The sequence below is a fragment of the Fibrella aquatica genome (assembly GCF_041321135.1).
Taxonomy (GTDB): Bacteria; Bacteroidota; Bacteroidia; order Cytophagales; family Spirosomataceae; genus Fibrella; species Fibrella aquatica.
The window spans coordinates 753,068-778,751 of the sequence record NZ_JBGGWF010000003.1; the positions used below are offsets into that span (position 1 = coordinate 753,068).

20 protein-coding genes are annotated in these 25,684 nt (G+C 50.2%); 12 read left to right on the forward strand and 8 right to left on the reverse strand.

Going from position 1 to position 25,684, the window contains the following annotated elements; translation table 11 throughout:
• Window positions 1-131: 131 nt before the first annotated feature.
• From ACAW87_RS10750 to ACAW87_RS10760, 3 genes are all read right to left on the reverse strand, one after another.
• Window positions 132-2,498: an Ig-like domain-containing protein gene (locus ACAW87_RS10750; protein ID WP_370723382.1), complete on the reverse strand. Its 2,367-nt coding sequence runs from the start codon at window positions 2,496-2,498 to the stop codon at window positions 132-134.
• Window positions 2,499-3,047: 549 nt separating this feature from the next.
• Entirely contained in the window at window positions 3,048-4,169 is a 1,122-nt protein-coding gene (locus ACAW87_RS10755; RefSeq protein ID WP_370723383.1) for a glycerate kinase, read from the reverse strand.
• Between the two features lie 75 nt (window positions 4,170-4,244).
• Entirely contained in the window at window positions 4,245-5,282 is a 1,038-nt protein-coding gene (locus ACAW87_RS10760) for a glycoside hydrolase family 43 protein (protein WP_370723384.1), read from the reverse strand.
• Between the two features lie 128 nt (window positions 5,283-5,410).
• Here ACAW87_RS10760 and ACAW87_RS10765 point away from each other — a divergent pair, with 128 nt between their 5' ends.
• Both ACAW87_RS10765 and ACAW87_RS10770 read left to right on the forward strand, forming a co-directional pair.
• Window positions 5,411-6,100 (forward strand): murein L,D-transpeptidase catalytic domain family protein, encoded by a 690-nt coding sequence (locus tag ACAW87_RS10765; protein WP_370723385.1) that lies wholly within the window; start codon window positions 5,411-5,413, stop codon window positions 6,098-6,100.
• Between the two features lie 113 nt (window positions 6,101-6,213).
• Window positions 6,214-6,915, forward strand: coding sequence for a murein L,D-transpeptidase catalytic domain family protein (locus tag ACAW87_RS10770; RefSeq protein ID WP_370723386.1), 702 nt, complete (start codon window positions 6,214-6,216; stop codon window positions 6,913-6,915).
• Window positions 6,916-6,995: 80 nt separating this feature from the next.
• Here the strand turns inward: ACAW87_RS10770 and ACAW87_RS10775 are convergent, their stop codons facing one another.
• Entirely contained in the window at window positions 6,996-8,153 is a 1,158-nt protein-coding gene (locus tag ACAW87_RS10775; RefSeq protein ID WP_370723387.1) for a L,D-transpeptidase family protein, read from the reverse strand.
• A gap of 66 nt (window positions 8,154-8,219) precedes the next feature.
• Window positions 8,220-8,810: a DUF6962 family protein gene (locus ACAW87_RS10780; protein ID WP_370723388.1), complete on the reverse strand. Its 591-nt coding sequence runs from the start codon at window positions 8,808-8,810 to the stop codon at window positions 8,220-8,222.
• Between the two features lie 92 nt (window positions 8,811-8,902).
• Between ACAW87_RS10780 and sucD the strand changes: the two genes are divergently transcribed.
• From sucD to porN, 8 genes are all read left to right on the forward strand, one after another.
• Window positions 8,903-9,778, forward strand: coding sequence for a succinate--CoA ligase subunit alpha (gene sucD / locus ACAW87_RS10785; RefSeq protein WP_370723389.1), 876 nt, complete (start codon window positions 8,903-8,905; stop codon window positions 9,776-9,778).
• Between the two features lie 106 nt (window positions 9,779-9,884).
• A complete protein-coding gene (locus ACAW87_RS10790) occupies window positions 9,885-11,036 on the forward strand; it encodes a DUF4271 domain-containing protein (RefSeq protein ID WP_370723390.1) in 1,152 nt (383 codons plus the stop codon).
• A gap of 74 nt (window positions 11,037-11,110) precedes the next feature.
• A complete protein-coding gene (locus ACAW87_RS10795; protein ID WP_370723420.1) occupies window positions 11,111-11,896 on the forward strand; it encodes a uroporphyrinogen-III synthase in 786 nt (261 codons plus the stop codon).
• A 134-nt stretch (window positions 11,897-12,030) separates the two neighbouring features.
• The gene (locus ACAW87_RS10800; protein WP_370723391.1) at window positions 12,031-12,993 is read left to right on the forward strand and encodes a PorP/SprF family type IX secretion system membrane protein; all 963 of its coding nucleotides are present in this window, start codon (window positions 12,031-12,033) and stop codon (window positions 12,991-12,993) included.
• 225 nt (window positions 12,994-13,218) lie between these two features.
• Window positions 13,219-14,355 (forward strand): T9SS ring complex lipoprotein PorK/GldK, encoded by a 1,137-nt coding sequence (gene porK / locus ACAW87_RS10805; protein WP_370723392.1) that lies wholly within the window; start codon window positions 13,219-13,221, stop codon window positions 14,353-14,355.
• A 43-nt stretch (window positions 14,356-14,398) separates the two neighbouring features.
• On the forward strand, window positions 14,399-15,223 hold the full coding sequence (porL, locus tag ACAW87_RS10810; RefSeq protein WP_370723393.1) for a type IX secretion system motor protein PorL/GldL: 825 nt from the start codon (window positions 14,399-14,401) through the stop codon (window positions 15,221-15,223).
• A gap of 119 nt (window positions 15,224-15,342) precedes the next feature.
• On the forward strand, window positions 15,343-16,938 hold the full coding sequence (gene porM, locus ACAW87_RS10815; RefSeq protein WP_370723394.1) for a type IX secretion system motor protein PorM/GldM: 1,596 nt from the start codon (window positions 15,343-15,345) through the stop codon (window positions 16,936-16,938).
• Window positions 16,939-16,997: 59 nt separating this feature from the next.
• Window positions 16,998-18,071 carry a type IX secretion system ring subunit PorN/GldN gene (porN, locus tag ACAW87_RS10820; protein WP_370723395.1) on the forward strand — a complete coding sequence of 358 codons (1,074 nt, stop codon included), beginning with the start codon at window positions 16,998-17,000 and terminating at the stop codon, window positions 18,069-18,071.
• Between the two features lie 96 nt (window positions 18,072-18,167).
• On the opposite strand, the gene uvrC is transcribed toward porN, so the two are convergent.
• From uvrC to porW, 3 genes are all read right to left on the reverse strand, one after another.
• Window positions 18,168-19,979, reverse strand: a complete 1,812-nt coding sequence (gene uvrC / locus ACAW87_RS10825; protein ID WP_370723396.1) for an excinuclease ABC subunit UvrC — start codon at window positions 19,977-19,979, stop codon at window positions 18,168-18,170.
• A gap of 94 nt (window positions 19,980-20,073) precedes the next feature.
• The gene (locus ACAW87_RS10830; RefSeq protein ID WP_370723397.1) at window positions 20,074-22,425 is read right to left on the reverse strand and encodes a penicillin-binding protein 1A; all 2,352 of its coding nucleotides are present in this window, start codon (window positions 22,423-22,425) and stop codon (window positions 20,074-20,076) included.
• Between the two features lie 114 nt (window positions 22,426-22,539).
• Entirely contained in the window at window positions 22,540-24,798 is a 2,259-nt protein-coding gene (gene porW / locus ACAW87_RS10835; protein WP_370723398.1) for a type IX secretion system periplasmic lipoprotein PorW/SprE, read from the reverse strand.
• Window positions 24,799-24,952: 154 nt separating this feature from the next.
• Between porW and ACAW87_RS10840 the strand changes: the two genes are divergently transcribed.
• Entirely contained in the window at window positions 24,953-25,198 is a 246-nt protein-coding gene (locus ACAW87_RS10840) for an AtpZ/AtpI family protein (protein ID WP_370723399.1), read from the forward strand.
• A gap of 260 nt (window positions 25,199-25,458) precedes the next feature.
• A complete protein-coding gene (locus ACAW87_RS10845; RefSeq protein WP_370723400.1) occupies window positions 25,459-25,677 on the forward strand; it encodes a hypothetical protein in 219 nt (72 codons plus the stop codon).
• Window positions 25,678-25,684 lie beyond the last annotated feature (7 nt).

Below are 25,684 nucleotides of genomic sequence, written 5' to 3' on the forward strand. Positions count from 1 at the left end.
GTTGCCGACCGGGTCTGGTTTGGGCGGCAAAGTAGTGATTCAGCGCTCGGAAAACGAGTTTCGCCCGAAACCGCTCAGCTGGATAAGCGAGCCATTCCGGGCGAAAATCAAAAGACTAAACAACCAGCGTATTAACGAACGCGCACGATGCTGATGGGCACGCAAACCTTCGTTGGGCAGGTTGGGCAATCGGTTGGCGCGGTAACAGGCAGCGTAATGGCGCAGCTGCTGGCCGCGTCACGAATGGTGATGGAGAAACTGCCTGTGTTGCCTTCAATAGAGCGGGGTACGCCATAAGCGAACGGTCCGATTTCGGCACCACTGCCTACCGTCACGAAATACTGAGTGCTGGTGCCGGCGGTAGTTGGGTTGATCACGAAACTGTAGGTAGGCGTTCCGGTTGGTCCGCAAATGGCCACGATCGGAGCCTGTACCGGTGCCGGGTTAACCACCACCGTGAAGCTTGCTACGGCCGAGCAGCCGCCCGCCGTTGTAGCCGATACGCTGTATACAGTGGTCACGGTTGGGCTTACCACCAGCGACGTACCTGTAGTACCATTATTCCAGACATACGTAACGCCGTCGATCGGATTGCTCACCGAGAGCGAAGTGCTGGTACCTGCGCAGATAGCCGACAGGCTGGCTACGATGATTGGCGTTGGCAGCGGATCAACGATGATGATGACTGGGCAGCAGTTTCCTGAAGCACAACCCGTTTGGCCAACCGCCGTGAAGCTATATTCACCTGTCAGCGAGGCCGAGAAGGTCGGTGTGGTCGCTACAGATGTTGTAACGCCCTCGAATGTGCGGAACCATTCAACGCCTGCCACAAAATTGGCCGGGGTTGATAGTTGTAACAGATCTCCTTCGCAGATGCGGATGGGTACGCTGATACAGGCGCTGGCGATATCGTCTTCGGCGGTGTTACCATTGCCGGGTGTCGAGTTCGGGTCGGTTTCGAAGCTTCGAATGATCTCAGCTACGTTAGAGTTGACACCTTCGGCCGTTACCGTCACCGTGATCTCGAGCGTAACCGACGTGGTTGGTCCTGCCAACGCGCTACCGATCGTCCAACGGCCCGTAGCCGGATCGTATACCGTACCAGGCGTGGCTACGTGCGATACGTAGGCAAGGCCGGGAGCCAGTGTGTCGAGCACTACTACGCCGGTTGCATTGAATTGAGCCGTGCGCGAAGCCGTAACGGTGAAAGTGGCCGAGCTGCCTACGGTAGCCGTAGCACTGCTGGCTGATTTCGAGATCGACAGGTTTGCAATGTTCTGATCACAGGCATCGGGTACACCGTCGCCATCGGTATCCAGCAAATCATTGCCGGCAGGGCAGCGGTCCATACAATCAGAGACACCGTCGTTGTCACTGTCGGCCACCACATAGGCGTTGAACACGCGCAGGTCTACGGCCACACTGATGCCGGTCAACGAAATGCGGATGCTGTTGAAGGGTTGCGTGGCTTTGAAACCAATCTGCACACGCGATGTCGCGCCCAATACGCTGGCGGCCACGAGCGAGTTACCACTGAGTGTTTCGCGCAGAATACCGTTCTCGTAGGTCGACACCCTAACACCGCCCAGCAGATTCAGGCCAATCAGACCATCGCCATTATCAACAACGTACCCAGCTTCATAACCCGCCGGATAGGTGGTCGACGAACGTACCTCGATAAACCGCGTACAGGCCAGTCCTACGGTTGAACTGATGGTGGCAAAATTTCCGACCGAGTCAGCATCGACAACATTGGCTTCATTCGAAATATCGCCGAGCAAGCAGCTTGCTCCGCCAGGTAACGGGCTTATAGATCCGCTGGTAACCGTAGCTGATTCGCCGGTGGTTAACAGGGCGTTCATGCAGCTTTGACGGCAATTGGCGGGCCCTTCAAAAGCGTTGTACACATCAACGGCATTACCCACCGTGGCTACGCCCGTGTAGGCCAGTTCTACTTCATCGAAATCCTGGGTAGTAACAAAGCTCAGGATTTGCTTACCCTGACCGCTACCATTCAATACGTTGGCGCGTAATACGCCCGAACCACTGGAAAAGCTAGCCGTTTCAACGGGGTTTGGGTTACCTGTCCGGTACGTGCGAATCTGGAACTGGTTCAGCAAACCGGCATCGAGTAAGCCCAGCAGGCCGTTCTGCCGAAACCGGACCACAAAGCCGACTTCGTTACCGCCCGGATAATACTGGAGCGAATCACGAACCGAAATGCGATAACCACCCAGCGCCGAAACGCCCAGATCGATGGTGGTGAAGTTGGCCAGATTGCCGTCAGAAATAGCGGTAGTACTACTGCCGCCACAGGCTACACAGATACCTGAGGTGCGGGCATCATTCACATAAGGACCACGACCTGCACCCACGATGGGGTCCATGCAGATTTGGTTATTTTCCCGCGTTTGGGGCGTCGTTTGTCCGAAACCAACGGACATGGAGAAGAGAAGAGCAGCCAGCATGCCGGCCACTCTGAGTAAAGTGTTAGTCATAAGAACAGGTGTTGAGTTAATCAGAAACGAGATTCACTGAGGTGCAGTAGAAGCGGATAGCTTCCTGAAAGTCAGGGCATACGGGTGACAGCCAAGCTTTTTTGCGCTTGTGAAGACACACAGAACCAGAAGAAAAACGAGGGGTTAATTCAGGCGTTAGCGATACGCCGGAAGGGAAGTGAGTGAGCGTGTATTCATGTGATTGAGTAAATGATAAGTTGGATATTGAAATATGATCACATGAATTGTCTATACAATTTATATACCAAGTATTCTTTTATGCCGTGAACGCGTGAAATTATATTCAGAAGTAGCTAATTTTCAGTTAATGATCTGATGGAAATATTTTTGTTTATACCGCTGATAATCAGTAATTTGTGTATGGGAAGGCGATTTTTTGACTTTGTTGCATGGAATCTTCTTTTTAATACCCTAACGTTAGCTCACTGATTCGGAGTTGGGCGTGAAAAAATTGGCAACGATACGCTAACGTAACTAAAAGTTACTATGCTCCAGGCACTTAGCGGTAAGTATCAGGTTGTCATATGCTCAAGGGGCAGGATATGCCTTCGCAACGGCCTGAGTCAGGAAGGTTGTTGCCCAGCGTTGTGCTTCGTGGAGCGGTAGGTGTGCGGGTGAAATAGCAACCGCTTGCTGAATGCCCAATTGTGTAATCTGAGCCTGGGTCAGAGCCAGCTTCCCGCAAAAGGCAACCACCGGTTTACCATAGCGTTGCCCCAGCTCGGCTATACCCCGAATTGCTTTGCCATGCATGGTCTGGCTATCCAGTTTCCCTTCGCCTGTGATAATCAGATTGCACTGCTCAACGGCCTTTTCTAATTCCGTGTACTGGGTTACCAGCATGAAGCCAGATACCAGCTCTGCATTCAGGAATACCCTGGCGCCAAAACCAACACCGCCCGCAGCGCCACTACCCGGTTCCTGCGCTACCGGGAGGTCCCACAGTTGTTCAATCAGGGAAGCAATATGAGACAATCCATTGTCGAGTTGGCGCTGGGCACGGGCATCAGCCCCCTTTTGGGCGGCGTAAACGTGAGCGGCTCCCGTAGGGCCATACAACGGGTTCGTTACGTCGCAGGCTACCCGGATACGTACCTGCGTCAGAGCGGGTAAAATAGCTGCGCGTTTGATATGCGTAATTTGGCTGAGGTTGCCACCACAGGGGTATACAGGCCGATTGCCTGCATCCAGAAATTGAAAGCCAAGTGCCGCCGCCAAACCAGTCCCGGCATCATTAGTAGCGCTACCGCCCAGGCAAAGCACTACCTCAGCTACGCCGCTGTTCAGGGCGTGTTGAATGAGCTGACCTGTACCAAACGTACTAGTTTTTAATGGATTGCGTTCCTGATAGGTTAACCGGTGAAGGCCCGAAGCTTCGGCTAGTTCAACAAAAGCCGTTCGCCCGTCGCCCGATAGTCCGTAACTGGCTTCAATTGGCCGGCCAAGTGGGTCGGCCACGGTACATGTCGTGAACGTACCCAGCGTAGCATTGGTCAACAGGGCCGCCGTTCCTTCACCACCGTCGGCAATGGGGCGGCAGGTAACGGTCCAGTCGGGATGGTGCAGGCGCAGCCCTTCCCGGATCGCGTCGGCCGCCTCCAGAGCAGTGAGCGATCCTTTAAATTTATCGGGAACAACCAGGACGTGCATAGGGGATGGTGGATGCTGGATGTTGAATTTGGGCTTTGGACATTCATCCAGCATCCAATATCCAACGTCCAGCAGCTATTGGGCAGGGGCTGGGGTTGGAGTTTTGGGAATAGGTCGGCCAAAGTTTGGTGATCCATCGGCGTTCCAGGCAAAGGGCTGAATATGCGGTGCGCGTTTGTTGCCGCACCCATCGTTGGCACCCGGATTAGCATGGTAAATCATCCAGTTTTCGCCTTTTGTATCCGTGAAAAAACCACCGTGTCCAGGTGCGTACACGCCGTTCTCGGCCGATTCAGTGAAAACGGGTGTGGGTGTTTTTGTCCAGTTGGCCGCTTTTAGCAAACTGCCTTTTCCGCGGTAGGTGAGCAGCCCAAGGCAGTAGTCGAGCCAGCAGGCGTTTGCCGAAAAGGCGATGAATAGTTTCCCGTTACGTTGCAACGCTTCTGGCCCTTCGTTAACGTATATTTTCGGAACCTCACCGTTTTTTTGCCAGGCTGCAGGTACGTCGCCATGTTTTTCCCACTCATATTGAGGCGACGAAATTTTGGCTCTTCGCCCTTTTTTCAAGGTCCAGGGGTTGGTCATTTCGCTGATGAAAATATCCTGCTGCCCGTTTTTTCGACCATCCCATCCCGACCAGATAGCGTAGCGTTTTCCCCGGAAATCGAACACCGACAGGTCAATAGCCCAGTGGTCGTCCTGATCGCCAATTTTACCACGTACAGTCCATTCGCCGGTAAACGGGTCAGCGGCGCTATTTTCAACCACCCACACGCGATGGCTGATGTTATTGGCCGAGTCGGCCGAAAAGTAGACGTACCATTTATTATCCAGAAAATGAATTTCAGGTGCCCACAATTCTTTCGAGTAGCCGGTATTGGCGGGTGGCCTGAAAATGACTTTGCTTTCGGCCTTGTTCAGATCAGCCAGATTTTTGGTGCGCCACAGTCTCAGGTTACTGCCAGTGGTGTTCATGTAGTAATACCAGCCGTCTTTTTGCAGCACCCACGGGTCGGGGCCCGATTCTTTGATTGGGTTAGTAAACGTAGCCTGGGCAAAAGCCGAAAAGCCAATCAGGCAGGCTAACAGCGTGTTAAGCAGCTTATTTCGCATAAAAGAGCAGGGTTTCACAAACATGAACGTTGACAGTTTTTTTTGAGCCTATCCAGATGCAGGGGCCATGTAACAGAAAGCACGTACCCAATACCATCTTACCTTTACGTACCTGAAAAAACTAGTTCATGAAATACGCCATCTGCCTGGTTGTAGTTTTGCTTGGTTGCACATCGCTGGAGACGAAATCGAATCTGGCGGTTGAAGTAACTCAACCGGTAAAGCTGCCTACCAGTCCGCTCTACGACACGCTTGGGCTAGAAAAGCTGGCCCTCAATCCGGTTGTGTTCGACATTGCCTGTCGGGGTATGCGACTAGTGCCCAAAGCAAAGCCTCTGCTACTGATTGCTGACATGAGCAAACCCTCATCGGAAAAGCGTCTGTATGTGCTGGATCTGAAAAAAAAGACCATTTTGTTTCATACCTACGTAGCGCACGGTCGTAATTCGGGCGGGTTGCACGCCACGCAATTTTCCAACGTGATCAACTCCAACCAGACCAGTCTGGGCTTTTACCGAACTATGGGCCGGTACAACGGCAAGCACGGCTTATCGTTGAAACTTAAAGGCCTGGAAAAAGGGGTGAACGACAATGTATTTGCCCGGGATATTGTGTTGCACGGAGCTGATTATGTGAGCGAAGATACTGTACGGGTTAAGGGGCAGCTAGGCCACAGCGAAGGCTGTCCGGCTATTCCGAATGCCGAAAGCAGAGCGATGGTGAAAGCCGTTGAAGGCGGCGCTTGCCTGTTCATTTATTATCCCGATCCAACGTACCTGAGTACGTCGACCTTCGTAAAGTCAAGTCTGAGTCAGTGAGCGGATTGGCGGGCGCTGGTATTAAAAACGACCTGTTTTGCCTTAACTAGTGAATCAAACTAGTAGACTATTCGTTTTCTATGGACCGATTTGTACGTAAGCCCCCTGCATGCATGAAACAAGCGTTGATCGCAGTTCTCTCGTTCTTTTTTCTGGGCATTTCAAGCTCCGAAAAACCATCTCCTTCTCTGCCCGTGCCTCCGCCTGTGGCACCACTCGCTGCAGTTGCTCCATCTGCCAATCAGCTATTATATGATGAGTTGCACTTGGAAGCGTTAGGCCTCAACCGTGAGTCATATTCAATTGCCTTGCGTGGTATGGAGCAGATATCGGCCAAAAAACAGCTGCTTTCTATCGTCGACATGAGTCAGCCATCTTCCAAAAAAAGGCTATACATCATTGATTTAGCCAACCGGAAGTTACTGTTCAACACATATGTAGCCCACGGTCGCAACTCAGGTGAGTTGATGCCGAACCGCTTTTCAAACACTAATTCATCATTCCAGTCTAGCTTGGGTTTTTACAAAACCATGGGCTTGTACACGGGCAAACATGGTTTGTCGATGCAGCTACAAGGGCTTGAAAAAGGTATAAACGATAATGCCTTTTCGCGGGCTATCGTGATGCACGGTGCCGATTATGTATGCGAAGACTTTATTCGCCGTACCGGTCGCCTCGGACGTAGTCAGGGTTGCCCAGCCGTATCGGTGGCCGAATGCACGCCCATCATCCGCGCCATTTCAGGCGGGTCCTGCCTGTTCGTTTACTACCCCGACGATACCTACCTGACCAAGTCGGCATACTTAAAGTCCTAAGTCATTTTAGTCCTGAGTCTGGAAAATCACTTTGATACGACTTTCCAGACTCAGGACTAAAATGACTCGGAACTCTAAGTTCAGGACTTTTTACCGTACACATCTTTGTAGTAAACCAGTTGCCCCTGCTCGTTCACGTCGGCTAGATTGTAGGTGACGAAAACAGGATATGGCTTCGGTAGTTTAAACGATGAAGGTGTTTGGTCAGTGAGGCAACGATCATAAAATCCCTGATCAAACTTGGTACTGCCGAGCACAAAATTGGCCAGTTCAACGGGTTTTTCCAGCCTGACACAACCGTGACTCCGCCAATGATCGTTGGTCTGATCGAAAAGCTGCCGGGCATTGGTATCGTGCAGGTAAATAGCGGGAGGTCCGTTCAACACAAACTTGATAAGTCCAAGTGAATTGTGGCAACCCGACAGTTGCCGAAACCGGTAAGGGAAATTTGAGGCAGAGACGGTCTCCCAATCAATTGATTCGGGATCTACCGGTTTGTCGCGTGAATCGAGGATCTCCATATTCTGACTGTCGAGGTAGCTGGGATTGGCCTTTACCTTCGGCATAATCTCTTTCAAGCCAATCCCCTGAGGTACGTTCCAGTAGGGGTAAGCCACAATATCGGTGATTGAACAGTTGAACCGGGGCGTTTCTTTGCCTGCTTTCCCCACAATAACATCCATGGGCAGTTCACGTTTACCTGACTGATCGAAAACAGCTAGACGGGCCGCCGGAATGTTTACCACGATAAATTTCTCTTTATCAAACCGGTTCAGGTACCGGTAGAAGTTCAGCGTCTCTCTGATCTGCTGAAGCTGATTGGGCGTTGCCGTCTTCTTTACCTCGTTGTACCGGGTCAACAAAGTAGCATATGGGCTAAATCCGGCAGCATTGGCCTGTAGAGTGGTCATTAAGTCGGCATCCCGAACCAGTTTACCCACAACGGCTGTATCTACTTTTTCCGTCAATTTGGCGAATGATTGATCGGCTGGTTTGTGGCCGTAGTGAATTTCGGTAAGTAGCTTTTCCAGCTCCGCTTTCGCCTGGGCGGTAGGCAACCCAGCTGAAGGGGCAGTGTATCTGGTGGTATCGATGCCCACCGAGTCGGCAAATTGGCGAGCGGCCTGAAGTTGACGAACAACGGGGTTGGACTCCTCCTGTTTCTTACAACTGGAAAAAAAGGTAGTTAAAGTCAGAAACGATCCGACCAATAGCGTCAATGAAGTACGTTGAGTCATACTATAAAGACGAATGATTGCACTAAAATGTTATCATTCGATGAGTGACGGAGCCGACAGATCGTTTTATCTGGCTTCTTCCCGTTTGCGCATGGCGTACCCAAAACTAAGCAGTGCCAGCGCAATGAGGTAGTGGTACGCATCGATAGGGTGGAGGGGTAGCGCCATATGGTGTACTTTCGTGGCAAAGGCCATCAGCATCACGGCCACCACGATCCAAACGGCCCAATGCTGTTTTTGCAAGAGCGCCAACACTGCCAGCAGCATCACGATGAGAATACCCAATGCCGACACAACAGGGGTAAAAACGGCTATCTCCGGGATGAAAAGGGCCACAAAAAGCAGGATGCCGACTCCAAGCGAAACGCTGAAACTCACCGGAGACAATGCCTGATTGAATACTGTAGCATAGGTGGCTACTACTACCGCCACCACCCCTAAACTGCTGGCCAGTACGGTCAGGGAGTCATGGAGCGGATCGAGCATGGAAAGACCGGCAAAGGTGAGAACACCAACAAAGGCGGCCAGCGATATGGTCAGAAAGAAAAAGCCCCAAAGCAGGCGGGAATAAAAAGAAACTCGTCCGAATGCCGTACTAAAGACCCAGACACCCGTTGCGGCCAGTACCGCGTCGGAGATCATATGCGAAAGAATCATTGCGGAAGATACCGTTTTTCGGTCTACTTTTGCGCCATTATCTGCAATATAGACGTCAACGCACGAGGCACCGCCTACGACCCACGAACAGCATGAGCGTATTAGTAAACAAGCACTCGAAAGTGATAGTGCAGGGCTTCACCGGCTCTGAAGGGAGTTTCCACGCCCAGCAAATGATAGACTACGGCACGAACGTAGTTGGTGGAGTAACTCCCGGAAAAGGAGGACAGACCCACTTGGGAAAACCCGTTTTCAACACCGTACTGGAGGCCGTTTCGACCGCAGGTGCCGATACATCGATCATTTTTGTGCCGCCAGCTTTTGCTGCCGACGCTATCATGGAATCTGCTGATGCCGGTATAAAGGTGATTATCTGTATCACTGAAGGTATTCCTACCGCCGACATGGTAGCTGTTAAGGCTTACCTGAAAGGCAAGGAAACGCGGCTGATTGGCCCGAACTGCCCCGGCGTAATGACCGCCGGTGAGTGTAAAGTAGGCATTATGCCTGCCTTCATTTTCCAGAAAGGTAAAGTAGGTATTGTATCAAAGTCAGGTACGTTGACCTACGAAGCCGTTGATCAGTTGACTAAAGCTGGCCTGGGTCAAACCACGGCTATCGGTATTGGTGGCGACCCCATTATTGGCACTACTACTAAAGAGGCCGTTGAACTACTGATGAATGACCCCGAAACAGAGGCCATCGTTATGATTGGTGAAATTGGCGGAGGTATGGAGGCAGAAGCCGCCCGCTGGATTAAGGCAGATGGCAACCGGAAACCCGTTGTCGGCTTCATTGCTGGTCAAACAGCACCGAAAGGTCGCCGGATGGGCCATGCAGGCGCTATTGTAGGTGGTGCAGATGATACGGCTGCCGCCAAAATGGCTATCATGCGCGAGTGTGGTATCCACGTAGTTGAGTCGCCAGCCTTGATTGGTGATACAATGCTTAAAGCACTGGGATTATAAAGAAACCGGTAAAGAGTGAAGGAAATAAAGAAGAAAAGAAATGGGTGGCTTTAGTGCAGGAGTACGGATACGTACAGATGTCCGGGTAGCCCGACTTTTTCTCTTCTTGTTTCTTTCACTCTTTATCTCGTTTGCTCATTCCCTGCTTGGTCAGGGGCGGCAAGAAGGAATCGGCCCGGCACAGGCTTACTTCCCGGTCCACGATTTTGAGCAGGAGTTTGTCATCTATGACGAGGCGTTCAAAGCGTATGTCCCCTTCATTGCCGAACAACACAACACCGAAAATGCGCTGAGCGCTTCGGTCGACATCGAAAGTAATCGTCATTACAAACTGCTGATTCACAGCAAAAAAGACGGCTTTCTCTTCATCAATGCGGCCCTTCGTCGAAAATGCCCAGCCAATCAATGGCTTGTGTTTGATATCGACAGTCTCCACCGGTTATACCGGCAACCCCAGCTTTTCTTGACCCTTTACGGCCCTGCTTCGGTTGGTAACTGGAAACTACTGATCGGGTATCCCCGAGCAGCCGCCAATCAGACAATTCGGCTTGATGATGATTTGCTGAGCGTTCGTCCCCGAAATAGGTCACCATACGGTAACTTCTTCAGCCTGGGATTGCTTTTTCTGCTGGCGAGTCATGCGTTTTTGTACACATTCTTCCGACGCGCATTCGAGCTTTTCTATAACCCGCTTAATCTGATTCGGTTGGCAACGCCTGATGAATCGTTTGTTGTCAATCGACCTTTGAGCCGCATTTCGCTGGCTTTTACCCTGAATTTAAGCTTCCTGCTAGCTTTCCTGTTCGTGTATATTCAGCATTTAGATGCTCACTTGTTTGGGCTAAGTGGACTGTTTATGCCACAACAGACATTTGTTTGGGTACTAATAAGTTATGTAGTTATATGTCTCCTCATTTTTGTATTACTCATTAGTAAATACTTATTGATTGCTGCTGTTGGCAGCTTATACAAGTATGAAGCGTTGGTCAATATTCACTATTTCAAAGTACTGCAATCGTCCCTGTTGTTCAGCACGCTCATCGTGTTGGTGGTAAGCGCACTCGATTCAACGGTTTCCATTACTGACATATCAGTTAGTTATGTGCTCATTCCCTGCATTTGTTTCTATCTGTCGAGGCTCTTCTGGCTGTACCTAACCTTTGTGCGGTTGATGTCGGTCAAAAATCTCTATTTATTTTCCTACCTTTGCATCGTGGAATTAATCCCGCTTGTTGTCGGTATACGGTTTGCCGTTTGACAGGCGTGCTCTTTTCCAGAGTACGAAAACCACACCGCATAGCCGCTGGAATGCGTAACATAGAAGTAGATTCAATGAGCCATACCAACACACAGCCCACCGAGGACCGTCAGACGAAAGTCAGCCATGTGTTAGTGACCCAATCCAAACCCGCCGACGATAAATCACCCTATTTCGACCTGGCCGATAAGTATAATATCACCATAGACTTTCGGCCGTTTATTCAGATTCAGGGAGTATCGAACAAGGAGTTTAGAAAGCAGAAGATCAACATACTGGAGCATACGGCGATCATTTTCACCAGCCGAAATGCCATCGATCATTTCTTCCGTATCTGTCTGGAAGCCCGCATTGATGTGCCAGCCGATATGAAGTACTTCTGTATCTCTGAACAGACAGCCAATTATCTCCAGAAATACATTGTTATCAGGAAACGGAAAATTTTTTCGGGCACAAAAACGGCCCGCGAACTCTTCGATCTGATTCGTAAGCATAAAACGGAGAAGTTCCTGTTTCCATGTTCTAACATTCGCAGCAACGATATTCCTGATTTTATGGATACCGGCGGACTGCATTTGTCGGAAGCAGTGATGTATGAAACAGTGGCAACTGACCTGTCTGATCTGGATGTTAGCCATTTCGATCTGATCGCTTTCTTCAGTCCATCAGGAGTTGCTTCATTGATGGCAAACTTCCCTGACTTTAAGCAGAATGGCATACGGATGGCTGCATTTGGCCCCACGACGGCAAAAGCAATCACTGAAGCAGGACTGACACTGGATATTGAAGCGCCTTTGCCCAATGCGCCTTCAATGACGGGTGCGTTGGACTTGTACATACGGAAAGCCAACAATAGTTAAGCCTAAGACGTTAAGGAAAGGTCGGTGCCAGCGGAAAAAGCAGGTATCGACCTTTTTTTCGGTCAATATTTTGTGTTTACGGGCGTTAATCAGGTAATTGACCAGGGTAATGACCGCCCGGATTCTAATCGTCTATGCTTCGCAAACTCTACGTTTCTATTGGTGGCTGGTTTCTTGCGCTTACAGCGTTCGGACAGCAAGACCCTCAATTTAGCTTTTTTCCCCTCGCGCCAACGTTTTACAATCCGGCTGCAGCTGGTTCTGAAGGACTTACCCGCATACAACTCATCTACCGAACTCAATGGGCTGGCTACCAGACCTCGGCCGGAGCGGGTGGAGCACCTACTACGCAGCTACTGACGGCCAATCTGCCGCTCACCCGCCTCAATAGCGGAGTAGGCATCTATGCATTCAACGACGCCATTGGCCCGCAGAGCAACCAATCTGTTCAACTAGCCTATGCGTATCGGTTACCACTTAAATCAGGTACGTTGGCCGTGGGGCTTCAGGGTGGCTTGTACAATAAATCGATCGATTACAGCAACGTGATTATCCGTGACCCCGATGACCCACTCATTGGAACCGGACGCGTATCGCAGATGCAACCTGATGTTAGCGTAGGCATTCATTACAACACCATCGATTATTGGGTAGGAGTGAGCCTTTTCCACCTCAATGCAGCCAGTTATAAGCTTGGCACCGATCAAGGCATTAACCCAATGTCGCGTACAGCGTATCTGTCGGCAGGCTACCGACTTGGCGTCAGTTATGCTCTGGATGTGCAACCGTCGATACTTTACAAATACAGCACAGAGGCGGGCCCACAGGCATCATCACTGGATGTTAACCTACTGGCAACCTACGACAGCCGTTTCTTTGGCGGCCTTGGTTATCGAACTGGAGAAGCCATAACCGCTATGCTAGGCATCAATATGATGGCCAACAATGCTTTACGCCTTGGCCTGTCGGGCGACCTGACAACTGTGGGGTCAACGGCCAAGCGACCCGCTTCGTATGAGTTCATGATGAGCTATGCGTTACCGGCACCGAGTACTAGTAAAAAACCTATTATTCGTACGCCCCGTTTCAGATACTAACCTCACTTTTTCACCGTTTTTAGGCATATAAAAGCGTGTGTTCGACAAATTGGCTTTATTGTTGTTAGGCTGTTTAGAGCCATGCGTTTAATTTTGAGTGTTTCGATCTTTTATGCCATTGTAAGCTGTAGGTGCTTCTTTTCGGCAATCAATATTTACATACAATAAGCGTGAGGAATTTCGTTCTTACGTCAGTCTTGCACAAGTTTTATGCAGTTTATACATATGAAATCGAACCGAATGCCGGCATATACACTCCGGGGCGTATTGGTTGTGGCGACAGTGCTGGTTTTGCAGAGTTGCGGCTTTGTTAAATCTAAATTTGGGGGTGGAAAGTCCGGCGACGTTGGCGTGAGTAACGGTGAGATTGTGGCTAAGTCGCGGCCCGGCTACCGGCAAACTACGCCATACGGTATGGTTCTGGTACCATCAGGCTCGTTTATCATGGGTCAGGCCGATGAGGATATTGCCGCCACGCAAATCAACATGAACCGCCGCGTAACGATCAGTTCATTCTACATGGATGATACTGAAATCACCAACCATGAATATCGGCAATACGTAAACGCTATGATGGCCGACTCTGCCGCTTCGATCGGTGAAGAAGAAATCATGGCTAAATATTACCCCGATACCACTGTATGGAAAAATGACTTTACCTACCACAATGGTGACCCAATGCTGGAATACTATTATGGTCACCCCGCTTTCGATACATACCCGGTAGTAGGTGTTGATTGGAAAGCCGCACAACATTTCTGTAACTGGCGTACTAACCTGTACAACGACTATCGCACGAAAGAAAACCTGGTTAACGCTCCTCGTTTCCGGTTGCCTTCTGAAGCAGAATGGGAGTGGGCAGCACGCGGTGGTAAGCAAGGTGCCAAGTACCCTTGGGGTAACCCATACGTAGCCAACGGTAAAGGTTGCTATCTGGCCAACTTCAAGCCACAGCGCGGTAATTTCGATGCCGACGGCTATCCATACACAGCCCCTGCCAACCAATACAATGCCAACGAATATGGTCTGTATAATATGGCTGGTAATGTGGCCGAGTGGTGCCGCGATGCCTTCGCCGAAAACGCAAACGCCATTGTTTGGGACATGAACCCCGATAACCAGAATGCTGATGAGCCTCGGAAAGTGGTTCGCGGCGGTTCCTGGAAAGATATTGCCTATTACCTGGAGTCGGGTACACGTACCTACGAAGACGAGAATGCCCGGCGGTCGTATATCGGTTTCCGTTGCGTGATGGATAACCTCGAAGGACGGACTGCTTCGGCCCGGGGTGGTCGTTCGGCTGGTCGCTCGTCAACAAAAGCATCTAAGGCCCCTAAAGGCACCAAAGGCAGTAAAGCTTAACCCTTTCATTCCACTTTTTTAAAAATCATCTGTAAACCAACTCATGGCAGCAGGAAAAGTAAATTTCTTTTGGGACCGTCTGGTTCCTACCGTTTATAGTGCCGGAGCAGCCGTTGTAATCTTCGGAGCCTGGGCAAAAATCACCCACAACGAACAGTTCGGCTTCATGCTGACCGTGGGCTTGCTGACAGAGGTAGTAATCTTCGCCTTATACGCTATTCAGAGTTTCACTCAGCCAGTTACATCAGGTGATGATTATCAGTGGGAACGCGTTTACCCAGAATTGGCACCTGATTACAAAGGCGAAACCCGTAAGGTAGTAGCGGCTACACCACAGGCCAATGGATTGACAGCCAATATGGATCAGATGCTGGCACAGGCGAAAATTACGCCGGATGTGTTCGAGAAATTGGGTTCAGGCTTCCAGAATCTGAACAGCACGGTTTCTAAACTGACCGACCTGACAGATGCTACAGTAGCCACCAACGACTACGCCCGCAACGTGAAATCAGCGTCAGGGTCGATCTCTGAAATGAACAAGTCTTACGGTACAGCTATCACGGCGATGAATTCAATGGCTGATGCTACGACCGACGCCAAGGATTACCGGGATCAGTTCCAGAAAGTAACCAAGAACATGGGCGCGCTGAATGCCGTTTATGAACTGGAGTTGCAGGATACTAACAAGCACCTGAAAGCCATGAATGCTTTCTATGGCAACCTGACTTCTGCCATGCAGAACATGGCCGATGCCAGCAAAGACACCCAACAGTTCAAATCTGAACTGTCTAAGTTGACGGGCAATCTTGCGTCGCTCAACAATGTGTACGGCAGCATGCTCACAGCTATGCGCGGTAACAACCAGTAGTTTAGTGTTTGATGTTTGGCGTTTGAGGTTGCTTCGTTTAGTGGCAACGCACTTCAAACGCCAAACATCAAACGTTATATCATCTTTCCAATCAAACTACATTTAATCACTACCAACTAATGGCAGGTGGAAAAGAAACACCCCGTCAGAAAATGATCGGGATGATGTATCTGGTGTTGACCGCACTACTTGCATTGCAGGTAACCTCGGCCATCCTGGAGAAATTCGTCCTGCTGAATAATTCGTTAGAGCAATCAACGGGTTCAGCCAATCGGGTCAATCAGGAGACACTAGAGAAAATTAAGGCCGCAGTCAGCAAAACGGGAAACCGCCCCGCCGACGTAGCCGTATTGCAACAGGCTGATCTTGTTCGTAAGAAGGCAGCCGACATGATGGGTCAGATCGATGCACTAAAGCAGGAACTGATTACAGATGCCGGTGGTGGACTGGACGAGCAGGGTAACATCAAAAACCTAAGCGAAGAAGAAAAAGTAGCGCAACTGCTTGTTGGTAACAACCGGAATGGAGCGGCCTATAAACTGCAAACATCGCTGAATCAGTACACCGACGATCTATCGAAGCTGGGTAACGCCAAATTCGCTCCAATGGCCCTCGATGGTAAAGATGACCCTATTGCGTCACGCTCAAATGAGCAGCGGACAAAAGACTTTGCTACGCTGAACTTTGCCCAAACGCCGGTACCGGCAGCACTGGCGGTTTTGAGTCAGAAGCAAGCTGATGTTCGTCGTATCGAAGGCGAAACGCTGGACTATCTGGCCTCGAAAGTAGGGGCGCAGGATGTGAAGTTCGACAAGATCATGGGTATGCTGAGCATGCAGTCGAACGTAGTTGTTGCCGGTACCAAGTTCCGGGGTGAAATGTTCCTGGCGGCTTCTTCATCGGGCATTCAACCTCGTATGAGTTTGAGCGGTGGACCCGTTCGCATGGAAAATGGTCGTGGTGTTATCGAATTCACCGCACAGGGCGGTTCATATGACAGTCAAGGTTTGTCGAAGCGGGTTCTGTCGGGTACTATCTCGTATAATGCACCAGATGGTACAGTGAAGTCTGTTCCTGTTCGGGCTGAATACGCCGTTGCTAAACCATCTTATCAGGTTGAAACCGGTACGATGCCTCCGCTTTATTTAGGTTGTGAAAACAAGCTGAGTATTCAAAGCCCACAGTTAGGCCCTTTATGGAATCCTAACTTCTCAGCTGACGGCGCTGCAGTAATTCAATCGGGCGGCAAAGGCAAAATCACGGTTGTGCCAAATGCTGCGGCTGTTGCCCTGAACATTAGCAATGCTGGTAATTTATTGGGTACTGAACGATTTAAGGTTAACCGGGTTCCGAAGCCAACCATAGAGTATCTGGTTGGTGGTCGTCCGGCTACTGACCCTCGTGGTGTACCAGTAGGATCGGCCCGTAGTTTGAATGTTAGAGCAGTATCAGATCCGAGTTTTGCTGCTTATGCACCAAACGATGCAAACTTCCGGGTTACCGGCGTTACGGTCAACTTAGCACGGGGAACCCGGCGCGTAGCGGGTCCATTAACGTTAGGCCCTGGCGGTGGTTCATTGGGAGCAATGGCTGCTGAAATGCAACCGGGCGATCGACTCACTGTTACAATTGAAGGCGTTCAACGACGCAACTTCCGTGGTGAAACAAGTGACGTACCTATGGGAAGCACATTGCAGGTAATATCCTTATATTAACTATACTAAAGCGGCTTTCGGGCCGTTTTTAGTGAGAATACAGGTAAAGAACACAGGCTATGAAGCAAGTGACAATGATACGGACGATTGCCCTGACAGCTACGGCAACGCTAACGCTTTTGGGCGGTGCGGCTATGGCGCAGGAGCGCGACAACAGCAAAGCTAACTCGATGTCGGTTCGTCCTATCGATGATAGCGACATCATGATGAAGAAGACTCTTTGGCGTCGTATCGACCTGAAGGAGACTCAGAATCGGAGCATGTTTGCTAAAGGCAATGAGATCACCAAGTACCTAATCGAAGCGGTGAAAGCCGGTTTGCTCGATGCGTATGAGAATGACTCATGCACCAGGAAAATCTCGCCAGAGAAATTCCACGAGAAGCTGCTGATTCCAAATCAGGAGGGTGGTTTGTCGAAAGAAGAGATTGAGGCCGGATTTGGTAAGCCAGCGGATGCAGCGGGCGATGGTTGGGATTCGCCGAAGAAGGCTGATCCGGCTAAAGCAACAGCTAAAACGAAGCCTGCTGATGACGGTTGGGGTGCACCAGCGCCTAAAACGGCTGCAAAACCTGCCGACGACGGCTGGGGCGCACCCGCTCCTAAAAAAGCGACTGCCAAGAATACAAAGGGCAAGAAAGGAGCTAAGGTTACTCAGCCCGTTGCACCTATTGTAAAAGACACAGTAGCCGTGGCGCAGGCCGCTCCTGCCTTGACTGGCGACGAGTACTTCCCCAAAGAGCTTAGTGTACTGGAAGTTAAAGAAGACTGGATTTTCGATAAAAAGCGGTCACGGTTGTATTACGACATTCAGACAGTGAAAATGCTGTTACCTGCCGATAAGAACGCCGCCGGTTTTGAACTGCCTGTAGCTACGTTCAAGTACAAAGACCTTGACAAGCTGTTCCGGTCAGACCCTAAGAAGTTTGTCTGGTATAATACGCAGAACCAGGCGCAGCATAAAAACCTGGCCGATGCCTTTGATCTTCGTTTGTTCTACGGTCGTATTACGAAAGTAGCCAACCCTGAAGACGCTGAACTAGTTGGTATTTACGGTGATAAAGAAGGCTTGCTGAAATCGTATCAGACCGAGTACGATCTGATGGAAATTGAGCACGGCCTTTGGGAGTACTAGTAAAAAGGGTCCAACGTTTAATGTCCAAGGTCCCATGTTGCTCTGCACATTCGCGAAGCAACATGGGACCTTGGACATTAAACAGTAGACCCTTTTTTAGTCCACTTCCTGCGCATCGAAATAGGCCTTCACTTTCTGCGCTTTATCATCGCCAATCAATTCGGCGATAGCGGCTACATCGGCTTCCTTGATCTTTTTCACGCCTTTAAAATGCGTTAAGAGTTTGCCCGCCGTTTTTTGGCCAATACCCTCGATACCTTCCAGTTCGCTAATCAGGCTGTTTCGGCTGCGTTTGTCGCGGTGATGCGTGATGCCAAACCGGTGAGCTTCGTCGCGACACTGTTGAATAAGCTTCAGTGATTCAGATCGTTTGTCGAGATAGAGTGGGAGGGTATCCTCTGGAAAATAGATTTCCTCCAGTCGCTTGGCAATGCCGATGATCGGGATTTGACCGTAGAGATTCAGCGCTTTCAACGCATCGCAGGCAGCACTGAGTTGCCCTTTGCCTCCGTCAATCACAATCAGGTCTGGTAGCGGGCCTTTCTCTTCCAGCATACGGCTATACCGGCGAGTCACTACCTCGTGCATGCTGGCAAAGTCGTTGGGGCCTATGACGGTTTTGATGCTGTAATGCCGATATTCTTTGTTGGCTGGCTTTCCATCAATAAAACACACCATTGCCGACACCGGGTTGGTACCCTGGATGTTTGAGTTATCGAAGCACTCAATGCGGCGGGGTAGGTTCTTTAGCTGTAAATCCTGCTTCAAACGAATCAGCACCCGGTCTTTCTTGCTTGAACTAGCCGTTGCTTCAGCCGCCGCTCTTTCCTGACGCTCGCGCCGGAAATACAGTACGTTCTTCAGCGACATATCCATCAGCTTGCGTTTATCGCCAATCTGCGGAACGGTCACTTCAGCTTTCAAATCCGTCTCAAGCGGAATGTTCGTAATAATCTCCTTCGCCTGACTGCCATACTGATCCCGGAACTCGACGATCATCATCGTCAACAAATCCGCGTCAGACTCTTCCAGCTTCTTTTTGATCTCGACCGTATGCGTCTGAATAATGGTGCCATTGACCACCTTCATGAAGTTGACGTAAGCTGATACTTCATCAGAAGCAATGGTAAACACGTCGGCATCAGCAATCTTTGGGTTCACCACCGTCGATTTGCTCTGAAACCGTTGTAATACGTCCAGTTTGTCTTTGTATTGCTGGGCCTGTTCAAACGCCATGGTGCTGGCTGCTTCAACCATACGGCCGCGAAAATACTCTTGCGCCGGTTTGAGCTGTCCCTTTAGAATGGCGTGAATCTGTTCGATATCAGCGTCATAGTCGGGTTCAGCCTGTTTGCCTTCGCAGGGGCCTTTGCAGTTACCGATATGGTATTCGAGACACACCTTGTACTTGCCCGCTTCTATATTTTCGGGAGCGAGGTTGTAGTTGCAGGTACGTAGTGTAAACAACTGGCTGAACATTTCCAGCACCGTATACATGGGCTTTAGGTTCGCAAAAGGCCCGTAGTAGGTGCCTTGTCCGCGTTCGATACGTCGCGTGGTCACTACACGCGGAAAATGCTCGTTCGTGACGCAGATGAACGGGTACGTCTTGTCATCGCGCAACAGAATATTGTAACGCGGCTGATAGCGTTTGATGAGCTGGTTTTCGAGGAGCAGCGCGTCAAATTCGGTATGAACAATCGTAAACTCGATCTTCCGGATTTGACTGACAAGGCGTTGCGTTTTCCGGTCGTGCTGATTCGATTTGACGAAATAACTGCTAACCCGGTTCTTTAAGTCTTTCGCCTTTCCTACATAAATAACTTCTCCGCTGGCGTCGAAATAGCGGTACACACCAGGCTCGTGCGGTACCCTGGCCAACTCCTTTTTGTAGTCAAATTCTGGCATGTATCCTTAACGAACGTACCTGACTAAAGGTTGCCCAAACTGAGGGTGTTAAGTACGTTGCTGACGCGTGGCCCTGCTAACGAACGTACCTACGCTAGTTCAGAATTTCCTCTTCTTCAGTAGGGGCAATTTGCGGGGGAATATACCGCTGTGCCGAATCGATGTAGTAGCCGCCACAATCTACTTTATAGCCATTGGGTTTCAGGAAAGGCCCCGGCTTGTATTTCGTCAGCGACTTATCAGCGTATACTTTCTGCATGTACGCACCCCACGCGGGCATAGCCAACCGGGCACCCTGACCAAAGCCAATATCTTTAAAGTGAATCGAGCGATCGTCGCCACCTACCCACAGACCCGATACAAGGTTTTGCGTGATACCCATAAACCAACCATCCGAGAAACTTGAGGTAGTACCGGTTTTGGCCGCAATCTGATTGCCGTTCTCCAACAGCTTGTACTGTGACGCCAAACGCCCCGCTGTTCCACCTGGATCTTCGGTGGCACCGCGCATCAAATACAGCATATCGTAGGCTTTCTGCGCGCTGATGACCTGCACGGCATTCAGCGTGAAGTTGTGCAATACGTTGTCATTCTTATCGGTGATGCGGTAAATTGTGATTGGCTCTACCCGGTGACCGCTATTGGCAAATGTGCAATAAGCCGCCACCATATCCATCACTGACACGTCGGCTGTGCCAAGGCTAAGGGTAGGGTTAGATGGAAAGCCGGTTGTGTCTATGCCCAGATCGGCGGCTGTCTTCTTAACCGCCCCCGACTTGGCTTTCTTGATCAGCTGAGCAGATACGCTATTAACCGAAGCGCCAATCGCCTCCCGCAGCGTTAACGCTCGTCCGCTATAGCGTCCCGTTGAATTTTTTGGTGTCCAAGAACGGGGGCCGTTACCATCTTCGTAGGCGGCAAACGTTACCGGGCTATCCGTGATGCGATCGCAGGTGGTGTAGTAATTATTGTTGAGCGCCGTCAGGTACACGAAGGGTTTGAAGGTTGAACCAGGTTGCCGTTTTCCCTGCGCCACATGGTCGAACTTCATGTGTTTGAAGTTCATACCACCTACCCAGGCCCGAACGTACCCGGTCGTAGGGTCCATCGAGACGAAGCCGGTGTGTAGCAAACGTTTGTAGTAACGTAGCGAATCGAGCGGGCTCATGATCGTGTCTTTTTCCATGCGCCGGTTGGCGTAGGTAAACACTTTCATCTTCACGGGCTTGTTCAGTTCCTTCCAGATCTTGGCCTTATCGTCGCCATATACCTGCTTCAATAACTTATACCGGCTGGTCTTTTTTACCGCGTTCTCGATGAAATTAGGCATCTCCTGCCAATCGCCCCGGGCGTTCTTAAACACCCACGGATTGCGACCGCGCCATTGCTTGTAGAATTTTCCCTGCTGATCGCGCATATTGGCCATCACCGCTTCTTCGGCCGCCTTCTGCATACGTGAATCAAGGGTCGAGTAAATTTTCAGACCGCTCGTGTATAGATTCAGCTCTTTGCCGTTCTCTTTGTTGTACTGTTTGATCCAGCTTTTCAGGTATTCCCGGATGGTGGCGCAGTAATAAGGAGCCTTGTTGGTGTTCTGGTTCTCAATATTAAAATCGAGCTTGAGCGGTTTGATCTTATAGGCTACATACTGGTCGGTGGTCAGGAACTTGTACTTCCTCATCTGACTAAGCACCACGTTACGCCGCTCGCGGGCCCGGTCTTCAAATACACGTGGGTCAAACAGCGATGGGTTTTTTAGCATACCCACCAGCGTAGCGCTTTCCTCGACAGATAATTGCCAGGGTTCGCGATTGAAATATGTCTTCGCCGCCGTTTTAATGCCGTATGTGTTGTTACCGAACGAAACCGTATTCAGGTACATCATAATGATCTCCTGCTTGGTGTAATTGCGCTCGAGTCGGGCGGCCAAAATCCATTCTTTTGTTTTGGCAATTACCAGCCGGATTACCGGAATGCTGCCCAAAGCACCTTCATATTGCTCTTCGCGGGTGTTGAACAGGTTTTTGGCCGTTTGCTGAGTCAGCGTACTGCCGCCCCCGGTGTTGGCCGTATTTCTGAATGTCAGAATACCGGTAACTGCCCTGGCAATAGATCGGGCATCGATACCCGAGTGTTTCATGAACCGGGCATCTTCAGTAGCCAGTAGCGCCGATATGACATTGGGAGAAACCTGCGTAATGTCGATCGGCGTGCGGTTTTCCAGATAGAATTTCCCCATCTGAGGCCCATCGTTGAAATAGATCGTTGACGCTTCCTGACTTTTCGGGTTTTCGAGCGCCTTTAGATCGGGCATACCGCCAAAAAGCCAGAGAAAATTCACCGATACTGCCAGCACATACAGTACTACGGCAACCAGTGAGATTAATACAAATTTCCAGAGTCGGGAAATAGTGGTGCGGTATTTCCCGGAAGCAAATTCAATCATGGGTGGGAGAGGGGTTTCAAGTTTCAGGTTTCAGGTTTCAAGTGCTTCGCTACTACCTATGTTGCGGTTAAGCGGAGCACTTGAAACCTGAAACCTGAAACTTGAAACTCACATTTATTTCCTTTTCGCCGTCAGTTGCTCGGCGGCGGTCTGACGTTCTTTTATATGTGAAAGTAATGGACTGAGCGGATAATCGCGAACGAATTCGCCCAGGGCTTGCCGGTATGCATCGACACCTTGAACACGGCCAATCAGGATTATTCGCAACAGGGCCATCTTGTCGGCAATTTTTGAACCGCCGAACGTACCCAGCGCAGCCTCTGTACGAGCCAGGGCCTCAGTACTGTTGCCCGATTGGTAAAGCTGATACAGTTGGGTGTAGGTCTGGTTTGCACTGATCTCGTTTACCGGACCTTTGCCTGTGGTTGTGCTACCCCCGGCAACGGCCGATCCGCTTCCCGCTGCTGTCAGTAATTTCGCAAACGACGAGGTTGGAAATTCCGTCAGCAATTTATCATGCCAGGGCGAAGGCTTCCCCACCTGCTCGGCCGATAGATGCATCAGATAATAAACCTCCGGTTTATAGCTCGAATTGGGGTAACGCACCAGCAACCGATCGAGCGTAGAGATAGCCAGTAACGGTTGGTCGAGCTGAAACTTGTACAGCTTGCCCTGCCGGAATAAAGCTGACTCGAGCAGGTCATTCGATTTCTGTAAGGCTTCTGCCGAAAACGGGATCTGCCGATACAGTTCGTCTTTTCTGGTCTTCCGCTGATTCAATGTGTTGGCCACGGGGGGACGGGTTCCCGATGCAGGCAATGGATTGGCCGGATTGGTAGCGTTGGCCGGGTTAGCCCCGTTTAGTGGACTGGTTTCACTGGCAACGGCCTGCGACGCGTCTTTATTTTGTCGCCGCCAGTCATCGGCCAACGGGCGGTTGCCCCACACCTGCATAAATTCCTGCTTTCCCTGCGACTGCTGAATTGGGTTGTACAATACCCAGCGATCATTGGGAGCCAGATCGGAATTGGTGGCCTGTGCACCTGACAAATTTGTCCGGCCCGTTACCTGTTTGGCCAGCTCAGCCTGGGCGGCGTCTTCTTTTTCGCGCTGTTCAACCAGTTTTTCCAGTAATTGATCGAGCGCTGCCGGGTTCATTTGGGCCATGCGCTGCAGGCTATCTTCCCGATCAATAGTGGTCTGGTTGTTTACAAACTCATCGAGCGATTTTTTCCGGTTGGCAATCGTTGTGTAAAGCGCGTGATTCTGCGGTAACAAAGCCAGTGAACTGTCGTAATAAGCCTGCGCTTTGCCGTAGTTGCGCTTCTTATCGTAATACAGGTTTCCCATCTCGGCGTAGGTGAGGGGCACCTGCGCGGTATTGGTTATGCCCGTTTGGACCGCTTTGTTGAAATTCACGAGAGCCCGGTCATAATTTCCGCGACGGGCTTCAGCTTTGCCCATCGTGAAATAGATTTTGTCTTTTAGGTCCGAGTTTTTGCGGTCATTCAACATTTCCTCAAACCGTTCGGCGTTTTTGGCTAGTTGTTTGGCATCATCACCATCGGCCTGCATCAGGTAGATGTTAGCGAAAAACTCCTGATCGTAATTGGGCCGTGTACGGAGTACTTTCTGAAAGTGCCCCGCCGCCAGCGACGATTTACCAACCGATTCATAGAGCTGTCCCGCAACCAGGTGCAGGCGTGCTGTAGCCTCCGCTTTTTTCAGAAAGGGAAATGTGGCGTCGAGGATACCGGCGGCTACCAGCGGCTCGCCTTTACGCTGATGTAAATACGCTTTCGTCAGGTAATAGTCGCGCGTATTTTTTTTGTTGAGGGGTTGTGCCCGCAGGTATTCGGCTACTGTCAGTCCATTAGCAAAATCACCCAATTCGGTATAAGCCCGCAGCAGGTAAATCAAGGCTTCATGCTTGTCAACTTCGTCGGTACCTTTCGTATTGACGTATTTGAAAACGTCAACCGCGTTTGGTAAATCCTGCCGGTAGAGGCGGGTTTTACCAATCAGCACATAGGCGTTATCCACCCATTTGCTGTTCTGATGCCGTTCGGCAACTAATGATGCTTTTTTGATGGCATCGTCGAGTTGCGGACGAACGGACTGGATCGCGTTTGAGTCGAGCGGAAGCAGAATTGGCAGTGTTTCGTTGTAGTTGTCCTGCCTGTTTTTGAACAGATAGCGCTCCACTTCGTCAATATCGTCGCGGGCCATCACATAGGCGTTAAAATGGGCCGTCAGGTTATGATACCCTTTACTGACTGAGCCATTGCTATGCTGTGAACATGACCAGAATCCACCTGCCAATGTGAGCACCAGGCCCAGCGAAGCAATGTATGTAGGTCGAAATTGGGGCATACAAGGTAAAAGAAGTTGGTTATTGCCCCTTTTCGGGACGTACCTTCGTAGAAGCGACAAAATAGAGCTGAAACATTTATAGATAAAACGTGTCTTCTACCGGTCAACGTATCGAATCTTGTGCCAGCGTGGCGAAATTAGCTATTTTCCAACGATGAATTCTTCTGAAAACCCAAACAAGCCCTCTCAAGACCCTAACGTTGACCGCCGACCATCGGCATTTGCGCAGTATAGTGGCATTGGTATTCAAATGCTGGGTACTATCGGCGTGGGTGTATACGCCGGTATGAAACTAGACGAGTGGCAAGGAAATCAAACCCCCGGCTGGACAATCGGGCTATCGCTCTTTGCTATTTTTGCATCGCTCTATCTGTTCATCAAACAGCTTCCTAAAAATTAGCTCTACTTTTTTGACAGGCGTACTGGCGGCCACCATACGGGATTTTATTTGGTCATGTTGGATAGTCGAATCCTGAAAATCCTGTTAATCCTGTCAAAAGAGAAATTTACCACTTGATGCGCGACTCTATACTGTTAACGGCTTTACTTGGAATTGTATTTTTTGTAGCTGACCGATTCTACAAACCCAACTGGTTGCATCCATATTGGCCCTACCTGCTGCTATTTTATGCGATGTTGTCTTTGTTGCTACATCGACTCATGAGTTTCGTAAAAGACCCTAAATCAGCGCAGTTTACCACTTTCTTTATGGCATTTGTCACCGCAAAACTCATTTTGAGTCTGGTGTTCATGGGCGTTATGCTGTACAACAACGTACCTGACCGAAAAATCTTCGTATTTAGCTTTCTTGGATTGTATTTAGTTTACACCAGCTTTGAAATCTACGGCCTTGCTCGTAAATTGCGGCGCGATTCGTAGAAACGCT